The organism is Psychrobacter sp. SZ93C1, assembly GCF_015864635.1.
In the GTDB taxonomy this organism is placed as follows: domain Bacteria; phylum Pseudomonadota; class Gammaproteobacteria; order Pseudomonadales; family Moraxellaceae; genus Psychrobacter; species Psychrobacter fozii.
In genome coordinates this window covers 199,159-216,923 of record NZ_JADYWY010000001.1, presented here as the reverse complement: position 1 = coordinate 216,923, position 17,765 = coordinate 199,159, and the positions used below count along the sequence as shown (strand labels likewise).

Sequence of the window (17,765 nt, the reverse complement as noted above, 5' to 3'; positions counted from 1 at the left end):
CATTAGAACATCACCCATACAAATGACGCGACAATTAGAATCGCTGCGATCACAAAACTGACCTTAGAAGCGGCACGTCCAGATTTTAGCTCTTCGTTCATGCCCATATCAGCAAATAAGTGCTTGATGCCCATCACAAAGTGATAAGCGATCGCGGCAACAAATATCCATGCCAAAAAGCGCACGAGTACGTTGTCAAATACGGTTGCAAAACTCTCAGGCGATGCCAAAGAATTCTGTAACAACCACAACATGACAGGAATAAGTAAGAATAAAATAATGCCAGATATACGATGCAAAATTGAGGCAATTGCAATCGGTGAGCGATTAACGCTAATCACTTGGCTTAAAGGCAGATCAATAGGTCGGTTGCTTTTCACAGCGGGCATCCTTTTTGCGGTTATACTCCTGTATCTGCTATCCACGCTTTGTATAAATGCTATACAACAGCGACGAGCAACACATGAGACGAATAAAGTAAGGAAGGGCTAGCTGACGTAGTTTAATTTGCGCTAAAGTTAAAAGGCGAATATGTCTTATACGATCATTATAGACGGTCGAACCTGACTCGTTGAACTGATACACCCTTTTATTAACGAGCCTTCTACTTACGTTATGACAATAAGTACGAAGCTTGGGATCAATCGATTAACTATTCTATTTTTACTGATTCCCATTAACAAAAAAAGATAACGCCATTGTGTCATCTCTATACGATCAATTTATTAAGGTAAACTTCACTGTTGGCTATCTAAAAATAGAACAGTTAACAAGAATATTCAAACGATAAGCTAGGTTTTGGTCTATAAACTGGTCGTCCAATCGTAACAAAATATGAGTAAAGCAAAGCTTCACTGATTATTCCATTAAGATGATCGCTCAATATGCGCAAAGCTAGTGCCAGTTAAATCCCTCTAATTATAAAATGACTGGGCGCTAATTACAAATTTATCCCCTAAATATTGGTTATTAGAGATTAATTAACAAAAAGCTGGCTATTTGCAATATTAATTCATTAGTATTACCCACCCCTAACGAACCATAAATCTAAACTAAATGGTCGTTTGTTCATACTCTGTCTGTTTTATAGTTAATATGACTAAACCGTTAAACTTATAATATTGCTAAAAACACTTTAATATTATAATGTTAATGATAATCATTACTTTCTATAAAGAAGCGGTTTAAAAGACAAATAGCTTACCAGACATATTTTGATACAAAAATTACAGTGAATAAACACGTCAAAACCATACTAATTGGCAGTGTTGACAGTAAAAGTCTTTTCAAATCATAGGGAATTGCTGCTAATATACTCTGCGTATTAAACGAGTTAGATGTATTTTGAGCATTTGACTGATGATGGCGCAAGGGTATGTGCCTGTAATAATCGACGACGCGAGGGTATGCGTCTGCAATAATTTTATTCTAACAAGCTAAAACAATGGAGAGCAATTTATGGCTGACACTAATGCCAAATTAACCGTAAATGGTAAAGAGTACGAATTTCCTATCATCGAAGGTACTTTAGGGCGCCCAGTTATCGATATTGCTGCTCTACAAGACTCAGGCTTTTGGTCTTATGACCCTGGTTTTAAAGTAACAGCCCCTGTGGAATCAAAGATTACTTATATTGATGGTGGCAAAGGTGAGTTATTACACCGCGGCTACCCTATCGATCAGTTAGCAAACAACGCTGAATACTTAGAAGTTGCTTATGCACTGATTCATGGTGACCTACCAAACGCTGAGCAAAAAGCAGACTTCTTTGAAAAAATCCGTAAACATACGGGTGTTCATGACCAATTACGTAAGTTCTTTGAAGGTTTCCGCCGTGACGCGCATCCGATGGCCATTATGGTCGGTGTCGTTGGTGCGTTATCAGCGTTCTATCATGAAAATCTAGATGTGAGCAATGAAGAGCATCGTGAAATCACTGCTATTCGTCTAATCGCTAAGATGCCAACACTTGCTGCAATGAGTTATAAATACTCACAAGGCGAGCCGTTCATGTATCCGCGTAATGACTTTAACTACGCAGAAAACTTCTTGTACATGATGTTTGCTACGCCTGCTGATGTTGATTATAAAACTAACGACGTCATCACTCGCGCAATGGACAAAATCTTTACTTTGCATGCTGACCATGAGCAAAATGCTTCAACGTCTACTGTACGTTTGGCTGGTTCTACTGGTGCAAACCCTTATGCCTGTATCGCAGCTGGTATCGCAGCCCTTTGGGGTCCATCACATGGCGGCGCGAACGAAGCTGTTCTTGAGATGCTAGACGAAATCGGTTCAGTTGAAAACGTACCTGCATTCATGGAAAAAGTGAAGAGCCGTGAAGTGAAGCTCATGGGCTTTGGTCATCGTGTTTACAAAAACTTTGACCCACGCGCACAAGTCATGAAAGAAACTTGTGACGAAGTACTTGCGGCACTTGGTATCAACGATCCTAAGCTTGAGTTGGCGATGGCGCTTGAAAAGATTGCTTTAGAAGACCCGTTCTTCGTTGAGCGTAACTTATATCCAAACGTTGATTTTTACTCTGGCATTATCTTAAAAGCCATCGGTATCCCAACGTCAATGTTTACCGTAATCTTCTCACTAGCTCGTACTTCAGGTTGGATCAGCCATTGGTTAGAGATGCACAGCGCACCGTTCAAAATCGGTCGTCCACGTCAGTTATACACTGGCGAGTCGCATCGCGATTTTGTTAAAGTTGAAGACCGCAAATAGATAGAGATAATTTTTGCTCAATGAAAAATCCCGCCATTGTGCGGGATTTTTTATTGCTTAGAAATTGTCTTAATTGCTGAAAATATTTATTTAAACGATTCTAATGTCTGCTCGTACTTGGCAATCTGTTCATCGTATCCTTCAATTGTCTCGTTGAACTTAGACATGAGCGACTCAAACTCTTTTTGTTGATCAATTTTCATCTGTTGCATATCAATGACTTGCTGGGCTTCTATTTGCTCCCAAACTTGATGTTGGATTATCAACCGTGCCAGCGCTGGACTCTTGGCACTGACTCTCCCAGCAATTTCTGCGCTTTCAAACAATTGTGGTGCCAACGTCGCTATATTAATTAAAGTATTGATATCTTCTGCATTAAGCGGAGACGTCACAGGCTGATAAAGAGCCTCCATCGCTTGCTGATAGCTGTCAATGATTTGATCTTCGGTCATCATAGTAGGTTTACGTGGCTCAAGACTGATACGTTTTAAGACAGTTAAATCTCGCTCACCTACTTCTGTACTGGTATTGATATCAGCCGTAGCATCAACATCGCTATCTATAGCAGTAGTATCCACCGAATTAGTAGGTGCGGTGGCTGAAGAAGTAGGAGCAGCTACGTTTTCGTCGCTGCCATCAATGACATCGCTAGTATTATCGGTCTTGATATTAGTGTTTAGTAGCGAGTCTGCATTTTCTGAGGTATCAGCAACTTCCAGTGATTCATACTCTGCTTGTAAGCGGCGCTGTAACCCTTGCATCTGTGTGACGTAAATGGGCTGAAACTGCTTTATACGAGCAGCGGCCGCATCGCTTTGTGCCATTGGCTCACTGTCTTGAGCGTTTTCTGGATCACTGGTCTGACTGGCATCGACGACAGGCTGTGTATCTGACTGCTGCTGACAACCTATCAATAAAATCATGCCTGTCAGTGTTGCCGCTAGCAGTGTTGGGGACGAGCGCCGTGGCTGAACACTCTCATTAAGAGAATTATCATAAGCCGAACGGTTATTCGCTTTATGGCTGGCACTCAGAGCGAGCTTTACTGGCAAAAATTTAAACATGAGCGTAAATATCCTTGTTAAAGCACAAATATTAAAAGCTATAGTTATCGTAGCAATCCTTTGCTACTTTACTTTTCTCAGAGTTATCGTGACCTTTTAAAGCACAAAGCATGCTTTATACTAATTCTTATCATATAGTCATTCCACTATAAAAGTATTACTGCTTTAACCTCATTTGAAGTATTAAACATACCTCTACACTCGGTTGCCTTGTACTACTTTTAAATTGAATCAGCTATAGTCACTATTTGTCTCTATAAAAAAATTAAATTGTGAACGAGTTATCTGTATTTTTTGTTTCGTCGATAGAGCTTGTGACCAAAAATGGAATACAGGCTTCCAAAGCTTGGCAGTCTTGCCCGCGCCGATGACGAATAAAGTAATCCTGTACCATGCGTGCTTGCTGCTCGATACCATACTTAAGAAAAGGTTTCCCTACCTCAAGCACATAATCATAACGACGATCGATAACCGCACCACGCACGACTTTCAAGCCTTGTTGTAGCTGCCAGACATGGGTCAGCTCATGTATCAGCCAGCTTTGCTTACCTAGTGAGGCCTCGCTAAAATCTGTAATCCAATCTGCAGGATTAAAGTAAATATTGCCATTAGGGCTAACGGCATAATTTTTTAGCACCCACCAAGCAGTCTTAAGCTGAACGCCATCAAGGTCAATGCTGTCACCGAATACTGAACGTGCTAGCGTCACCTCGCTCACAGTGAGTAAGCGTGATTTTTGCTGTGCACTGCGATATAAACATCGATTCAAAAAACGCTTAAATATCGATTGAGACGTCATCACTGTAATATCCTATGCTTGATAGACCACTTTTAATAAATTATGCTTGGTGAGCCATGCTTATTGATACTGCTCATTAATATGACTGAACCGTTAATAGGGATAAAATCTGCAAACCAAAGTGACTGGGACATAAGCTATACACTTAGCGAGCTTTCATTAACATAAGATTGCGTTAACCTATCGTGTAGACACATAGCAAATATAGTCGATTCAATTAGCCTTTTTTTATTGCTAAGATCTAATATTCATTAGTGCGAAAATCATGCCAAACAGGCAGAAATGTTCATTTCCAATAGAATAATAAGTGTAGCGTGATGTGTAGCTGTTTAAATGCAACCATACAAACTTATCCATCACTGTTGTGACACGCGAATTGATAGCTGTTTAAATTGATAATAGAGAAGCCCTATGCCACCTAGTTTTCATGCTGATACTCCACTTGCTCAGCGCATGCGCCCCACTACGCTGGCCGATATCATAGGTCAAGAGCATTTACTGGCAGCAGGTGCACCTCTGCGACGTTTGGTCGAACAAGGGCACCTGCCATCGATTATTTTGCATGGGGAAGCGGGTATTGGTAAAACAACCATTGCTATGCTACTGGCTGATGCGGTTAATCGACCTTTTCATGCGCTGTCCGCGTTGAATACTGGGGTTAAACAGTTACGCGAAGTATTAGACAATAAGGACTCACTGGTATTCGAGTCGCCTGTGGTGTTCATCGACGAGATTCACCGATTTAATAAGGCACAGCAAGATGCACTACTAGGCGCGGTAGAGTCTGGCGATATCACTTTGATTGGTGCTACGACTGAAAACCCCTCATTTAGTGTCAACAATGCCCTACTCTCACGTTGCCAAGTGTATCGTCTAGAACCTCTGACACCAGAGCAAATCAGCGCAGTATTGCAACGGGCTCTGTCGGAAGACAACGTGCTAAAAGAACTGACCGTCGACTTGCAAGCAAAAGACACTATCAGTCAACTGGCACATGGTGATGCTAGAAAGGCGCTGAACTTATTAGAGCTTGCCATTCAAACGGCTGACTCTAAGCAATCACCGATTATCGTCGATGATGCATTGGTCGGTCGGGTAGCACAGACTGCACTGATCCGCTACGATAAAGATGGTGAGCAGCATTACGATATCGTATCAGCAATGATAAAGTCAGTACGTGGCTCTGACCCTGATGCAGCACTGTATTGGATGGCTCGGATGCTAGTGGGCGGTGAGCCTGCGGACTTCATCGCGCGCCGATTGGTCATCTTAGCCAGCGAAGATATCGGCAATGCCAACCCCAATGCTTTACTCCTAGCTGATGCAGCACTACGCAGTGTGCAATCCATTGGCATGCCTGAAGCACGTCTAATTTTAGGTCAAGTGGTGGTTTATCTGGCGACCAGTGCCAAAAGCAATAGCACGTATAAAGCGATCAATGCTGCGATGACGTTGGCAGAAAAAGATGCCTCTCCTGTACCGCTACATCTGCGCAATGGCGTGACCAAGCTGATGCGACATCAAGGTTATGGTCAGGACTATGTCTATCCTCACGATTATCCCAACCATTACTATCCGCAGTCTTATTTACCAGAAAATTTAATCGGCACACGCTTTTATGAGTTTGCAGACAATCAGCGAGAACAACATAGTAAACAATTTATGGATTGGCTAAAAACCCAAGCAGCAAGTAATGACTAACCACGTATAGACGTGCCATCTTATTATGTGACGTGCGCTTTAATGCATAAATAGTAGCAGTCATTGATAATACTTATGACGATTTTTGACATACTGAACGATATAGTGGGAAGATGACACAGCACGTTGCGATGAAAAGCGTTAAAATAACCTCATAATGAACTATACAAGCAATTAAGTGAGTCACCTTTATATCAAATGATATTGCTTATAGCGCGCTTTGCTTGACCGTAATAGCGCTTTGCTTGACCGTAACAGCGCTCTGTATTATCTATGCTCTAATAGACAGATAATGCTTTAGATTCCAAATCACACCTATCTATAAATAATAAAATATTGAGATTTACTATGAGTTTAAATACGATTCCTGAGATTATCGAAGACATTCGTGCTGGTAAAATGGTCGTCTTGATGGATGATGAAGACCGCGAAAACGAAGGTGATATCATCATGGCAGCGACCCACGTGCGCCCTGAAGATATTAACTTTATGATTACCCATGCGCGTGGCTTAGTCTGTCTAACCATCTCACAAGCTCGTGCGCATCAGCTGTCTTTACCACTGATGTCTGAGCGCAACGAAGCGAAATTCAGCACCAACTTTACCGTATCAATCGAAGCGGCTGAAGGCGTTACGACTGGTATTTCTGCTGCCGATCGCGCCCGTACTATTCAAGCAGCGGTTTCTGCTACTGCTAAAGCTGAAGATATTGTACAGCCTGGCCATATCTTTCCTATCATTGCGCAAGATGGTGGCGTATTGCATCGCGCTGGTCACACAGAAGCAGGTTGTGATTTATCACGCTTAGCAGGCCTTGAGCCAGCATCTGTACTGGTCGAAATCATCAATGCTGATGGTACGATGGCACGTCGTGATGATCTAGAAATATTTGCCAAAGAGCATGATCTAAAAATAGGTACGATTGCTGATCTTATCAACTATCGTATTGCCAATGAGCAAACAGTAGAAGAAGTAGAATCACATCCTTTCGAGACTGAACATGGTACGTTCACCTTGCATCGCTTCCGTGAGTTTGGTGCTGATGAGACTCATTTAGCGTTAGTCAAAGGCGATGTCAGCGAAGGCATTAGTACGGTACGTGTTCATGGTTTCCATCCATTACGTGATTTGTTTGCGGCTAAAAATGATATGACTGGCCGTAGTGGCTGGAGCGTACAAGCGGCATTAAAAGAAATTAGCGCCTCAGATCGCGGTGTATTGGTTTGGATTGGTAACAATCAACCCGTTGATTTAGGGGATGCGTTAGATAAAGCGGCAGACAATGAATCACAATCAATGCTCACTCAACAGCCGTATCGTAGCGTTGGTGTTGGCGCACAGATATTACGTCACTTAGGTGTCCGTGATATGCGTCTATTATCATCACCGATGAAGTTTTATGCGTTATCAGGTTTTGAATTAAACGTGGTCGATTTCGTTCAAGCACCGCAACAAGACTAATATTTGTTTGTGTTATTGAGTCGAAAAATTAAGCTTAAAAAAGGCACGCTACTCCAATGTTAGCGTGCCTTTTTTATGTTTGATAATTTTAATTACTCTTTCAACTCATTCACTTATATAGAATAGTTCTTTGAGTTTCAGTACTCAGGCGTATGGCCAAATTTTGCCTCTAGTGCTAATAGCCGTTCACGCTCCTCGATTGTCCATGGTAATTTATCCTTTCCACTACTATCTAGACGCACTACAACTGCCTCAGCCGTCGCAACGACTGCCTGTTGTGCCGTACTGTAGTAACTGTACTCTATTACGATGCTGGTCCTACCCAAGCGCTGACAACGCACACCCAATAATAAAGTATCTGGATAAATCACAGGACGTAAATACTGACAACTCGATTGCGCCAATACGGTGATCATACTGCCATCAAACATCCCTAATGCCTGCAAATATCCAATACGTGCTGACTCAGCATAGCGATAATAAACGACATTGTTTAAATGATTAAAGGCATCCATTTCGCCCCAATGAATGGGTTGATGATGAATCACTGGATAGTGAGACAATTCGTCAGGATTATGGTCTTCTGCGAGAGTAGAGGCCAAATGTGATTCTTGGTTCAAACTGTCCATAATGTCATTTCTCTTATTCTTTGTATTAATAAATTTTTGGCACAATAGGGTCTGTTGAACATTAACGTTTTGGTTGATCCAAAATCTGTGTCGTTAACAACGGTGTTGGTTTTGGTGCATTGGCAATTAATCGATCTAACCAATCTATAACTTCTGGAATATTCGCAGGTGATGATTTAGTTTGCACATTGGTTTCGTTAGCCGCTTTTTTTGTACTTAGCGAGGCTTGTTCGTCTGAATTTTTTGGCTCTGGGTTTTGAGGTACTAGACTCTGCAATTGCTTTCGCGCTTGCGTCAAATAGCTGATAAATTGATCTTGCTCACGCATATTACTGGCTTGATTTGCTAGATTTAATGTCATGATAACTTCATGAATCACGAGCTGTCTACGTGTTAGACCTGCATTATTATCGGTGGCTTTCGTCGGAGACGGTGGTCTAGTCGCACGCTCATGACTGTGCAAAAAATCTTGAATGTTTTGGATGGCTAAATTTTGTAGCTGCCAAGGACTGGGTTGCGAGCTTCTGGCTTGTAAACGCTCAATATCTTTCATCAAGCTTTGTTTAATAACGATGGTTAGCGCTGGCGCAATCTCATTACTACTTTGTGAGAGCTGCCAATGTAATCCTCGCAGCAACTCAATCGCAGCATTATCATTATTATCTGCCAACAACCTATCAGCGGCTTGTATTTGAATACGTAATAAGTCTAGCTGGTTTTGAGCTTGACTGCTAACAGCGGCACTAGGTTTCGGTAACGTCTGTTGACTCATCGAAAATAAGCGATCATCCATCTCGTTAAGACGACTGGTAATTTGCTCATTGCTTTGTAAGCGATCATTGACGTTATTTTGAAAACGCTGTTGACTGATATAAAGCCAAAACAACGCAGCAACCAGCAACAAAATAACGAACCATTGCAGTCGCACCAACAACATATTTGCTTGCCGGCGTTGTTGAACAGCCGAAGGTTCCTTAGGTAACGATTCAGAATTAATTGACATAAGGCAACGCCGTTATTGGTAGATTTAAATATAGTTAAAATTAAGAATGCAAAAAATTAATGTTTCGATCTGATCGCAGCGAGGATAGTTTCTGGCGCCAAGTCTTCTACACGCCAATAATATAGTTGCTGCTCTGCGACCATATTAGCTAAGCGCTCGCCTAGTACCACATACGCAAAATCTGCTAGCTCAAGTGGTCGAAGAACTGTATCAGCAGCTGGTTCTAGGCCCTTCTCTGCCACAGCGCTAACGATGGTTTCCCAATGCTCAAAAGCTGCACCACTGCTGACAACCACGATTGGCTTCGGCTGCTCTGATAACGCTATATCTTGCTTCGAACAAGATGTCAGAGAACCTTGTAGCCATTGCTGATACTGAGCCATTGCTTCTAGAGGCCTCTTACGCTCATACCAAGCAATGCTATCGACATGGACACCACGCGCCTGTAATGCATCGACCAATAATCGCCGACCACCAAGCCCACGCCATACCAGCAGCTTATCACCTGCCTGCAAACTCTCAATCTCAGGCATCGCCAACATACTTTCATTATTGGCAACTTCTGGCTGGCGCACCTGATACTCTAACTCATGAGCAAGGCTATTACTTAAGACCGCCGCCGTCGCCTCACCAACTGCAATGATATGGCTTGGTGCTTTTAAAGGTGCATCTACTTGATCATTTTCGTCATCTCGCACTTGATTCTCATGCTCCAGCATTTGCCAGACAGCTAGACCTGCAGCGGCCGCCGTTGGACTGACGATAACAAGTGCCTTATAAGCCCTTGCTAGCCACTGCTGCATCAACATAATGTCATCATCAGTCGTTGGGCGCGACTGTAGCGCCAACATTGGCATCTCAACCACACTCAACCCCGCCGCTTGTAAGTGCTGCGTCAGTGGTGCTGACCGCTCTACTGGGCGGGTATTGATGACGACTTGTGGTAGCAACAGATGGGCATCCGTTGCCTGACCTTTATGCACAGATTTGGCGTAAATTGACGATGACATAGACGTACCATGACAAAAGACTGATAAAGTTGGCTTAACCACCCATCAACATCTACAGTGAGGCCGTTATGGCTAAGCTAATAAAGATACTGACGTGTTATTCAGGGTGATAAATCGCTGATAAGATATCACCAGCGCCATCGGCAAGTAGGAGCTTAGCAACATCAATACCAAGTTGATTGGCCTGTATTTCTTGCTCTTCTTGCGTACCGACTAATGTGACACGCTTTTCTGCTTTTAATAATTTGCTACCATCAGCTTGACCTACTCGGCCACGGAGCCACAACACATTACCATTGTCGTTATTACCGTTATCGCCATTGTCATCGTTATTGGCATCTGTCTCACTAGCCATCTGTAAAACAGCATAGGCTGCAATAGGCACTTGGCAACCACCCTCTAGATGACGGTTTAGCGCGCGCTCTGCGATAAGGCGAATACGGGCTTTATCGTCATTGAGCGGGGCTAGTAGCTTTAATACTTCATCGTCACCTTCACGGCATTCAATTGCTAGCGCACCTTGTCCAACTGCAGGCAAGCAAGCATCAATCTCAAGCTCACCGCGTATACGCTCATCTAGCTCAATACGCTGCAAGCCACTGGTCGCTAAAATAATCGCATCATACTCGCCCGCGTCTAGCTTACCCAAACGAGTACCAACATTACCGCGCAAAGTCTTGATCTGTAAGTCTGAGCGATAAGCTTTGATCTGACACTGACGACGCAAGCTAGACGTTCCCACTACTGCGCCTTTTGGCAACTCATCAATACTATTATAAGTATTAGAGACAAAAGCATCCGTAGGTGAAGCACGTTTACAATAGACACCTAGCGTCAACCCTTCAGGCAGCTGCATCGGCACATCCTTTAATGAATGGACTGCAATATCCGCTTGCTTGTCATACAACGCTTGCTCAAGCTCTTTGACAAATAATCCTTTGCCGCCAATTTTGGCCAACGGTGTGTCCAATATCTTGTCACCCTTAGTGACAATTTTGAGCAAGTTAATCGTTAATTCAGGATACATCTCTAATAACCGAGCACGAATATGCTCAGCTTGCCATAGTGCTAAAGGACTCTGACGTGTGGCTATGTTTAAAGTGGTCAATGCAGATTGCTGAGAATTGCTCATAAAGGGCCTCAATAAGTTCGGTATTATTATGTTGGTGCTGTAATGTTGGGCTGTGCTGTCAGAGCTGCTCGTATCTGTACGGCATAATATCTTTATAGCATGACACCCGTACTAAACAATGCGGAAAATTGCCTCAGAAAACGAACGCTATACACCTGTTATAGTGAATACTGACGCAAAAAAATACCCCTATTTAAGCATAAATAAGGGTTTGATGATATGGGATGATTATTTCGCTATTAAAACAGCAAGTTACATGTGTTAAGTTACATACTTTGAATTTTGTCACGTAGTGCGGGCAAGTGGCGACGACTAACGGCTAGCGTCTCATCAATACCCTTGAAACGTATCTGATACTGCCCTGCATCTAACGTCTCTAAGTAATCTAAAAAGCTGAGATTGATAATTGCGTTACGATGCACGCGAAACAGCCGATCTTCAAACTCTTGCTCAAGCTCTTTTAGCGTTTCATCAATGAGTACAATGCCATCTTTATGGCGTACTTTGACATACTTCTGATCAGCCGTAAAATAGTAAATATCTTTAAGCTTAATGAGCTCCACACCTCGGTGAGTACGAGCAGCGATATGTTCGCGTACTGGCCGTGCGGTGGGATCTTCTAGTTTACGAATTTCATTTAACTGAGCAGCATTTAGATTTGTTGCTTTATTCAGTGCTTCTAGTAGCTCATCTTTATTCGCAGGCTTCAACAAGTAGCCAATTGCATTGGCTTTTAAGGCAGCAATTGCATAATGGTCATAAGCGGTGACAAATATAATCGCCGGTGGGTGATCAAGTTGCGAAAGCTCTTGAGCACAGCGTACACCATCCATTTCAGGCATACGGATGTCTAACAATATGATATCTGGCTGCTGAGTTTTGACAGCCATAATGGCTTCTTTACCTGTTGTTGCTTGAGCGACCACTTGATGACCTGACTCTTGTACAATTCGGACCAAACGCTCACGCGCTAGCGGTTCATCATCACAAACTACAATACGCATGCAAACTCCCATCCCTGGACAAACTTAATACTTTCAATAGACATTACAAACATACTATCACTCATTACCATTCGCTTAGCATAAAAATATTTAATAAAACCACAAATAAAAAATTCTATAATAACCGATAAATCAGGGCTAATAATAAATTTAATACGAGGCTATTTTTTGTATCTCGTTTTTCATGTTTATTTATTCACCATCAATAATAATGATTCTTAATCACTACTAAATACAAAGTAAAACAATAATATAGATATACGATGCAATATGTATGCCACGGTTATTTATTTATAAGAAAAATAAAAAATAAGTAATGAAAAAATCATCATAGACTGACGTCTTGTAGCGGATAGTCAATAACAGTAATAATTTGGGTGTTGGTCACTGTGCTTTTAATATCAGCACTTTGACCGAAATAGGAACGTAAACGCTCAGCTTGAACATAAAAACTCATGTTTTGGCGTAAATCATGATTAATGATTAAGGTTCTTTTGGGAAGGTCGACACCAATTACAATCATAACCTGATGCTGCTGCCACGTTACTTTAATATTGATACAAATAATTTCAGTGGTCATCTCAACCACATTTAGCAGCATTCGTTCCAATATACTCTGCAGGGTTAAGGCATTGATAACCATGTCATACATCACATCTTCGTCAGGTAGATCCCATGTCACCTCAAGCTTATCTGCCAAACGGCTAGCTTCAATCGCCAAATAATGCTCACATAGAGCGATCTCTTCTTCGAAGCTAATCTCGCGCGCCCCATTAAAGCTGGCACGGAATAATGCGGAAACGTTCTGTAGCAAGGCAGCAGCTCGTGGTGGGTTGGATTCGATAAGTGACACAAGTGTGTTGATGGTATTAAAGAAAAAATGCGGGGAAAGACGCGCTTTGATGATATCGTTTTGGGCACTCAACTTGTGCTCAAATGACTGCTTAAGGGCATTCATCTCACGATAGCGGCGTAAGAAATACAGCAAAAATATCAAGGCAAAACCACCGGCACTCACGGTATCAATTAATATATCTGGAATGAACGTCTGATGATTGTACTCGACCCAACCCATATTAATCATAATAAGACTGATTAGCGTCATTGAAATGGCATAGGTAGTCATTAGTATACTGACTACATATACCGTAACTTTGGGGATGCTCATACTTTTAAAGATATCGCGCAGATAGTCAATGATATACAGCGATGGCATGATGCTCAAAATATTTTGGAGTAACCTGCTCGAGAGTTGCATCAAAAAATCTGCCCAAGTGGCGATCTCGTAACGATGCGTCACCGTTACGAATATCGACCAAAAAAAGACATACAACAGCCACTGCCAAACTTTCATGACATCCATGAGCTTGGGCATAAAAAACTCTAAGCGCTCCGCTAGCAAGGCTACCTCATCCTTTGCTATACTCGAGTTCTTATTCTCTTGACTTGTCTTGTACCGATATGAACGCCAATTCTTCAAACCTTAGTAATCCCGAATCAAATGTAACTGCATCTGTCTCTGATTCTAGCACAGATGCCTCTACAACAAATAACAGCCCTACAAGCAGTCAGGGTCAGCAAATGTGGGGCGGTCGCTTTAGTGAAGCAACCGACAGCTTCGTTGCTGCCTTTACCGCATCCGTCGGCTTCGACCAACGTTTTGCGCGTCACGATATTCAGGGCTCAATCGCTCATGCGACGATGCTCAAAGAATGTGACATTCTAACTGCTGCCGAAGTAGCCACTATCATCGATGGCCTGCAGCAAGTGCTGCGTGAGATTGAAGCCGGTGAGTTTAACTGGTCAATCGCGCTTGAAGACGTACACATGAACGTCGAATCACGTCTGACTGACATTATAGGTGCGGTTGGTAAAAAGCTCCATACTGGCCGTAGCCGTAACGATCAGGTAGCTACCGATATTCGTCTTTGGTTACGTGAAGAGACGGATAACATCATCGCTCTACTGGTACGCTTGCAAAGTGGCTTGTTGGATTTAGCTGAGCAACATACCGATACCATCATGCCAGGCTTTACCCATTTGCAAACGGCACAGCCCGTCAGCTTTGGTCATCACGTGATGGCATGGTTTGAGATGTTGTATCGCGATACTGAACGTTTAGTCGATGCGCGCCGCCGTATCAATCAGATGCCACTTGGCAGCGCAGCGCTCGCTGGCACAACGTTCCCAATCGATCGTACGATTACTGCTGAACTGCTTGGTTTCGAAGGTATCTGCCAAAACTCTTTAGATGCCGTTTCTGATCGTGATTTTGCCATTGAGTTTACCTCTGCCGCGTCTATTCTTATGATGCATATGTCACGCATGAGTGAAGAGATTATTCTTTGGATGTCAGCACAGTTTAACTTCGTGCAGATTCCAGATCGCTTCTGTACTGGCTCATCTATCATGCCGCAGAAGAAAAACCCTGATGTACCTGAATTGGTCCGCGGTAAAGCAGCACGTGTCTTTGGTCAGCTAATGACTCTGCTTAGCCTGATGAAGAGTCAGCCACTGGCCTATAACAAAGACAATCAAGAAGACAAAGAGCCACTTTTCGATTGCGTCGATACCCTTACCGGCTGTTTATTGGCTTTTGGTGATATGCTACCTAACATCACGCCTAATAAAGAAAACATGCGTGCTGCCACCATGAAAGGCTATGCGACTGCCACTGACCTTGCAGATTATCTGGTACGCCAAGGTGTTGCGTTCCGTGATGCCCATGAAGTGGTTGGTAATGCCGTTGCTTTGGGTATCAAAGAAGGCGTTGATTTGAGTGATTTATCATTGGCACAGCTACAGCAGTTTAGCGATGCTATCGGTGAAGATGTCTTTGATTATCTAACGCTAGAAGGCTCATTAGCAGCCCGTGACCATTTAGGTGGCACTGCGCCGAATCAAGTAAAAAAGGCCGTAATCAATGGTCGTGCTCGTTTGAAAGTTTTTGCTTAAAAGCGACTCTATAACCAAGTAGTTTATTACTCTAATAATTGAAAAACACCCGCTACTTAGGCGGGTGTTTTTGTTACCATAAGCAGGTAACGTCATTTAAAATATATTTATAAAGATCCATACATAATAAGGAACGCCTTATGACTGAGACTTTTAACCCTCAAGCCAATACTGTATTTTGCCGTAAATATAAGCAAGATTTGCCAAAGATGCCACACCCGCCTTTTCCTAATAAGAAAGGTCAAGAGCTGCAAGAAACCGTATCTGACAAAGCGTGGAAAGAATGGATCGAACATCAAACCATGCTGATCAACGAAAACCATTTAAGCATGATGGATCCTGCCGCCAAAAAATTCTTAACCGAACAACGTGATAAGTTTTTAGACAATGAAGACTATGAACGTGCACAGGGTTGGACACCAGAAAGCTAGTCGTGCCTCACTTTCTGATAATCATCAAAAAACGCGCTATTTTATATAGCGCGTTTTTTTAACAATCAAATACTAAATGAATAGTTTTTACTATTCATCATTGTCTGATGAATCACTGTCAGAAGCTGACATTGTGGCTGATGTTGTGTTGACTTGGCGTGCTGCCATACGAACATTGGCTTCTTGTACGGCTTTCTCGACCAGTGCATAGTCAGAATGACGAACATCTTGACCACTGATATAGTTAATCACTAGCTCAGCAACATTTTGTGCGTGATCGCCAATACGCTCGAGCGCGCGCAATACCCACATAATATTGATCACTTTTGAGACATGGCGCGAGTCTTCCATGATATAGGTCATCAACGCGCGAATAGCCGATTGGTACTCATCGTTGACCACATTATCATTACGCATAACCTCAAACGCTTGCTCAGCATTCGACTGACTAAAAGCCTCTAATGCATTGTGTAGCATGAGGCGAACTTGATTGCTTAGGTGTTGAACTTCTGAATAGCCATACGATAGCTTGCCTTGCGCAGCGATTTTATTTGCCATTTGGGCGATTTTTACGGCTTCATCACCAATGCGTTCTAAATCAACCACACCTTTACTGATAGACATGACCAAACGTAAATCACTGGCAGCGGGCTGACGTTTTGCGACCAATAATAGAATATGTTCATCCAACTCTACTTCCATTCGATTGATTTCAAAATCCAGATCGATGACCTCTTGCGCCAACGTCTCATTTTTATCGATGAGCGCATGAATGGCTTGGGCCACTTGATCAGCGGCCCTATCACCCATGTATAGAAACAACCGAATGGCTTCGTCAAGATCTTGATCAAAACTTTTAGAGATATGCTTATCACTTTGCATAAGAGGTATTCCCTGAAATCCATGTATTAATAGCGCGATGAGATTTTTAGGTTAAACGAATTGGCTCACGAAACACTATTAAACGTATCGAGCATTTTTCACTTATTGATGCTCAGTGTTAGCCATAACGACCTGTAATATAGTCTTCTGTCGCTTTCTGAGCAGGCTTAGTAAATACTTGATCCGTCTCACCCATCTCAATCATATCGCCTAAATACATATAGACGGTGTAATCAGATACACGTGCTGCTTGTTGCATGTTGTGAGTGACGATAGCAATGGTATAGTCATTTTTTAGATCTTCAATCAAGTCTTCAATCGCACCCGTCGAGATAGGATCTAACGCGGATGTCGGCTCATCAAGCAACAGTACTTCCGGCTTAGTGGCGACGCTGCGTGCGATACATAAGCGTTGCTGCTGACCACCTGATAAAGACAATCCAGATGCCTTCAATTTGTCTTTTACTTCTGGCCATAATGCTGATTTTTTTAGTGCCCATTCCACGCGATTGTCTAACTCAGCCTTGCTCAGTCGTTCATAAAGGCGTACTCCAAAAGCGACATTGTCATAAATCGACATTGGGAATGGGGTTGGCTTTTGAAAGACCATGCCGACTTGGGCTCGTAGCAGGTTCACATCGACGTCTTTCCCCAATATGTTATTGCCATCAAGGTTGATACTACCCTCGGCACGCATACCTGGATACAAGTCATACATACGGTTGAAGGTACGTAGTAGCGTAGACTTTCCGCAGCCTGAAGGACCGATAAAAGCGGTTACTTTTTTATCAGGGATATCGATATTGATATTTTTCAGTGCTTGGAAATCACCATAATAAAAATTTAAATCACGAATCTGCATTTTTGCCTGCGGCATATTTTGCGGGAGATCATGAAGGGTTTGTTTGGTCAGGCTGGCAATATCAGGTTGCTGCATTTGTGTACTCGTAGACAT

General features: G+C 42.6%; 16 protein-coding genes. 5 read left to right on the top strand and 11 right to left on the bottom strand.

Annotated features, from left to right (window positions below; translation table 11 throughout):
• Positions 1-2 precede the first annotated feature (2 nt).
• Positions 3-389, bottom strand: a complete 387-nt coding sequence (gene sdhC, locus I6E83_RS00970; protein WP_110922035.1) for a succinate dehydrogenase, cytochrome b556 subunit — start codon at positions 387-389, stop codon at positions 3-5.
• A gap of 1,069 nt (positions 390-1,458) precedes the next feature.
• On the opposite strand from sdhC, the gene gltA reads away from it, so the two are divergent.
• Complete coding sequence (gene gltA, locus I6E83_RS00965; protein WP_110922036.1) at positions 1,459-2,739, top strand: citrate synthase; 1,281 nt, start codon at positions 1,459-1,461, stop codon at positions 2,737-2,739.
• An 86-nt stretch (positions 2,740-2,825) separates the two neighbouring features.
• Here the strand turns inward: gltA and I6E83_RS00960 are convergent, their stop codons facing one another.
• Both I6E83_RS00960 and I6E83_RS00955 read right to left on the bottom strand, forming a co-directional pair.
• Positions 2,826-3,803 carry a hypothetical protein gene (locus I6E83_RS00960; protein ID WP_227680758.1) on the bottom strand — a complete coding sequence of 326 codons (978 nt, stop codon included), beginning with the start codon at positions 3,801-3,803 and terminating at the stop codon, positions 2,826-2,828.
• Between the two features lie 265 nt (positions 3,804-4,068).
• A complete protein-coding gene (locus I6E83_RS00955) occupies positions 4,069-4,602 on the bottom strand; it encodes a type IV secretion protein Rhs (RefSeq protein ID WP_227680782.1) in 534 nt (177 codons plus the stop codon).
• Positions 4,603-5,013: 411 nt separating this feature from the next.
• On the opposite strand from I6E83_RS00955, the gene I6E83_RS00950 reads away from it, so the two are divergent.
• Both I6E83_RS00950 and ribBA read left to right on the top strand, forming a co-directional pair.
• Entirely contained in the window at positions 5,014-6,303 is a 1,290-nt protein-coding gene (locus I6E83_RS00950) for a replication-associated recombination protein A (protein ID WP_197099616.1), read from the top strand.
• Between the two features lie 348 nt (positions 6,304-6,651).
• Positions 6,652-7,764 carry a bifunctional 3,4-dihydroxy-2-butanone-4-phosphate synthase/GTP cyclohydrolase II gene (ribBA, locus tag I6E83_RS00945; protein WP_197099615.1) on the top strand — a complete coding sequence of 371 codons (1,113 nt, stop codon included), beginning with the start codon at positions 6,652-6,654 and terminating at the stop codon, positions 7,762-7,764.
• A 137-nt stretch (positions 7,765-7,901) separates the two neighbouring features.
• On the opposite strand, the gene I6E83_RS00940 is transcribed toward ribBA, so the two are convergent.
• The 6 genes from I6E83_RS00940 to I6E83_RS00915 all read right to left on the bottom strand — a co-directional run bounded on the left by I6E83_RS00940 (position 7,902) and on the right by I6E83_RS00915 (position 13,917).
• A complete protein-coding gene (locus I6E83_RS00940) occupies positions 7,902-8,393 on the bottom strand; it encodes an acyl-CoA thioesterase (RefSeq protein ID WP_197099614.1) in 492 nt (163 codons plus the stop codon).
• A 61-nt stretch (positions 8,394-8,454) separates the two neighbouring features.
• On the bottom strand, positions 8,455-9,396 hold the full coding sequence (locus tag I6E83_RS00935) for a hypothetical protein (RefSeq protein ID WP_197099613.1): 942 nt from the start codon (positions 9,394-9,396) through the stop codon (positions 8,455-8,457).
• Between the two features lie 56 nt (positions 9,397-9,452).
• Positions 9,453-10,406: a uroporphyrinogen-III synthase gene (locus I6E83_RS00930; protein ID WP_197099612.1), complete on the bottom strand. Its 954-nt coding sequence runs from the start codon at positions 10,404-10,406 to the stop codon at positions 9,453-9,455.
• Between the two features lie 97 nt (positions 10,407-10,503).
• Positions 10,504-11,538 carry a hydroxymethylbilane synthase gene (hemC, locus tag I6E83_RS00925; protein ID WP_197099611.1) on the bottom strand — a complete coding sequence of 345 codons (1,035 nt, stop codon included), beginning with the start codon at positions 11,536-11,538 and terminating at the stop codon, positions 10,504-10,506.
• Between the two features lie 266 nt (positions 11,539-11,804).
• Positions 11,805-12,542 carry a LytR/AlgR family response regulator transcription factor gene (locus I6E83_RS00920; protein WP_197099610.1) on the bottom strand — a complete coding sequence of 246 codons (738 nt, stop codon included), beginning with the start codon at positions 12,540-12,542 and terminating at the stop codon, positions 11,805-11,807.
• 328 nt (positions 12,543-12,870) lie between these two features.
• Positions 12,871-13,917 carry a histidine kinase gene (locus I6E83_RS00915; RefSeq protein ID WP_227680757.1) on the bottom strand — a complete coding sequence of 349 codons (1,047 nt, stop codon included), beginning with the start codon at positions 13,915-13,917 and terminating at the stop codon, positions 12,871-12,873.
• A gap of 206 nt (positions 13,918-14,123) precedes the next feature.
• Here I6E83_RS00915 and argH point away from each other — a divergent pair, with 206 nt between their 5' ends.
• Both argH and I6E83_RS00905 read left to right on the top strand, forming a co-directional pair.
• Positions 14,124-15,497, top strand: a complete 1,374-nt coding sequence (argH, locus tag I6E83_RS00910) for an argininosuccinate lyase (RefSeq protein WP_197099883.1) — start codon at positions 14,124-14,126, stop codon at positions 15,495-15,497.
• A gap of 140 nt (positions 15,498-15,637) precedes the next feature.
• The gene (locus tag I6E83_RS00905) at positions 15,638-15,928 is read left to right on the top strand and encodes an oxidative damage protection protein (protein WP_110922046.1); all 291 of its coding nucleotides are present in this window, start codon (positions 15,638-15,640) and stop codon (positions 15,926-15,928) included.
• 90 nt (positions 15,929-16,018) lie between these two features.
• Here the strand turns inward: I6E83_RS00905 and phoU are convergent, their stop codons facing one another.
• A complete protein-coding gene (phoU, locus tag I6E83_RS00900; RefSeq protein WP_197099608.1) occupies positions 16,019-16,810 on the bottom strand; it encodes a phosphate signaling complex protein PhoU in 792 nt (263 codons plus the stop codon).
• Positions 16,811-16,928: 118 nt separating this feature from the next.
• Complete coding sequence (gene pstB / locus I6E83_RS00895; RefSeq protein ID WP_227680781.1) at positions 16,929-17,687, bottom strand: phosphate ABC transporter ATP-binding protein PstB; 759 nt, start codon at positions 17,685-17,687, stop codon at positions 16,929-16,931.
• Positions 17,688-17,765 lie beyond the last annotated feature (78 nt).

What these genes read in the sequence shown, in the direction of transcription:
- sdhC (WP_110922035.1), bottom strand. Translation starts at nt 389, where the DNA reads ATGCCCGCTGTGAAAAGCAACCGACCTATTGATCTGCCTTTAAGCCAA.
- gltA (WP_110922036.1), top strand. Translation starts at nt 1,459, where the DNA reads ATGGCTGACACTAATGCCAAATTAACCGTAAATGGTAAAGAGTACGAA.
- I6E83_RS00960 (WP_227680758.1), bottom strand. Translation starts at nt 3,803, where the DNA reads ATGTTTAAATTTTTGCCAGTAAAGCTCGCTCTGAGTGCCAGCCATAAA.
- I6E83_RS00955 (WP_227680782.1), bottom strand. Translation starts at nt 4,602, where the DNA reads ATGACGTCTCAATCGATATTTAAGCGTTTTTTGAATCGATGTTTATAT.
- I6E83_RS00950 (WP_197099616.1), top strand. Translation starts at nt 5,014, where the DNA reads ATGCCACCTAGTTTTCATGCTGATACTCCACTTGCTCAGCGCATGCGC.
- ribBA (WP_197099615.1), top strand. Translation starts at nt 6,652, where the DNA reads ATGAGTTTAAATACGATTCCTGAGATTATCGAAGACATTCGTGCTGGT.
- I6E83_RS00940 (WP_197099614.1), bottom strand. Translation starts at nt 8,393, where the DNA reads ATGGACAGTTTGAACCAAGAATCACATTTGGCCTCTACTCTCGCAGAA.
- I6E83_RS00935 (WP_197099613.1), bottom strand. Translation starts at nt 9,396, where the DNA reads ATGTCAATTAATTCTGAATCGTTACCTAAGGAACCTTCGGCTGTTCAA.
- I6E83_RS00930 (WP_197099612.1), bottom strand. Translation starts at nt 10,406, where the DNA reads ATGTCATCGTCAATTTACGCCAAATCTGTGCATAAAGGTCAGGCAACG.
- hemC (WP_197099611.1), bottom strand. Translation starts at nt 11,538, where the DNA reads ATGAGCAATTCTCAGCAATCTGCATTGACCACTTTAAACATAGCCACA.
- I6E83_RS00920 (WP_197099610.1), bottom strand. Translation starts at nt 12,542, where the DNA reads ATGCGTATTGTAGTTTGTGATGATGAACCGCTAGCGCGTGAGCGTTTG.
- I6E83_RS00915 (WP_227680757.1), bottom strand. Translation starts at nt 13,917, where the DNA reads ATGCCCAAGCTCATGGATGTCATGAAAGTTTGGCAGTGGCTGTTGTAT.
- argH (WP_197099883.1), top strand. Translation starts at nt 14,124, where the DNA reads ATGTGGGGCGGTCGCTTTAGTGAAGCAACCGACAGCTTCGTTGCTGCC.
- I6E83_RS00905 (WP_110922046.1), top strand. Translation starts at nt 15,638, where the DNA reads ATGACTGAGACTTTTAACCCTCAAGCCAATACTGTATTTTGCCGTAAA.
- phoU (WP_197099608.1), bottom strand. Translation starts at nt 16,810, where the DNA reads ATGCAAAGTGATAAGCATATCTCTAAAAGTTTTGATCAAGATCTTGAC.
- pstB (WP_227680781.1), bottom strand. Translation starts at nt 17,687, where the DNA reads ATGCCGCAGGCAAAAATGCAGATTCGTGATTTAAATTTTTATTATGGT.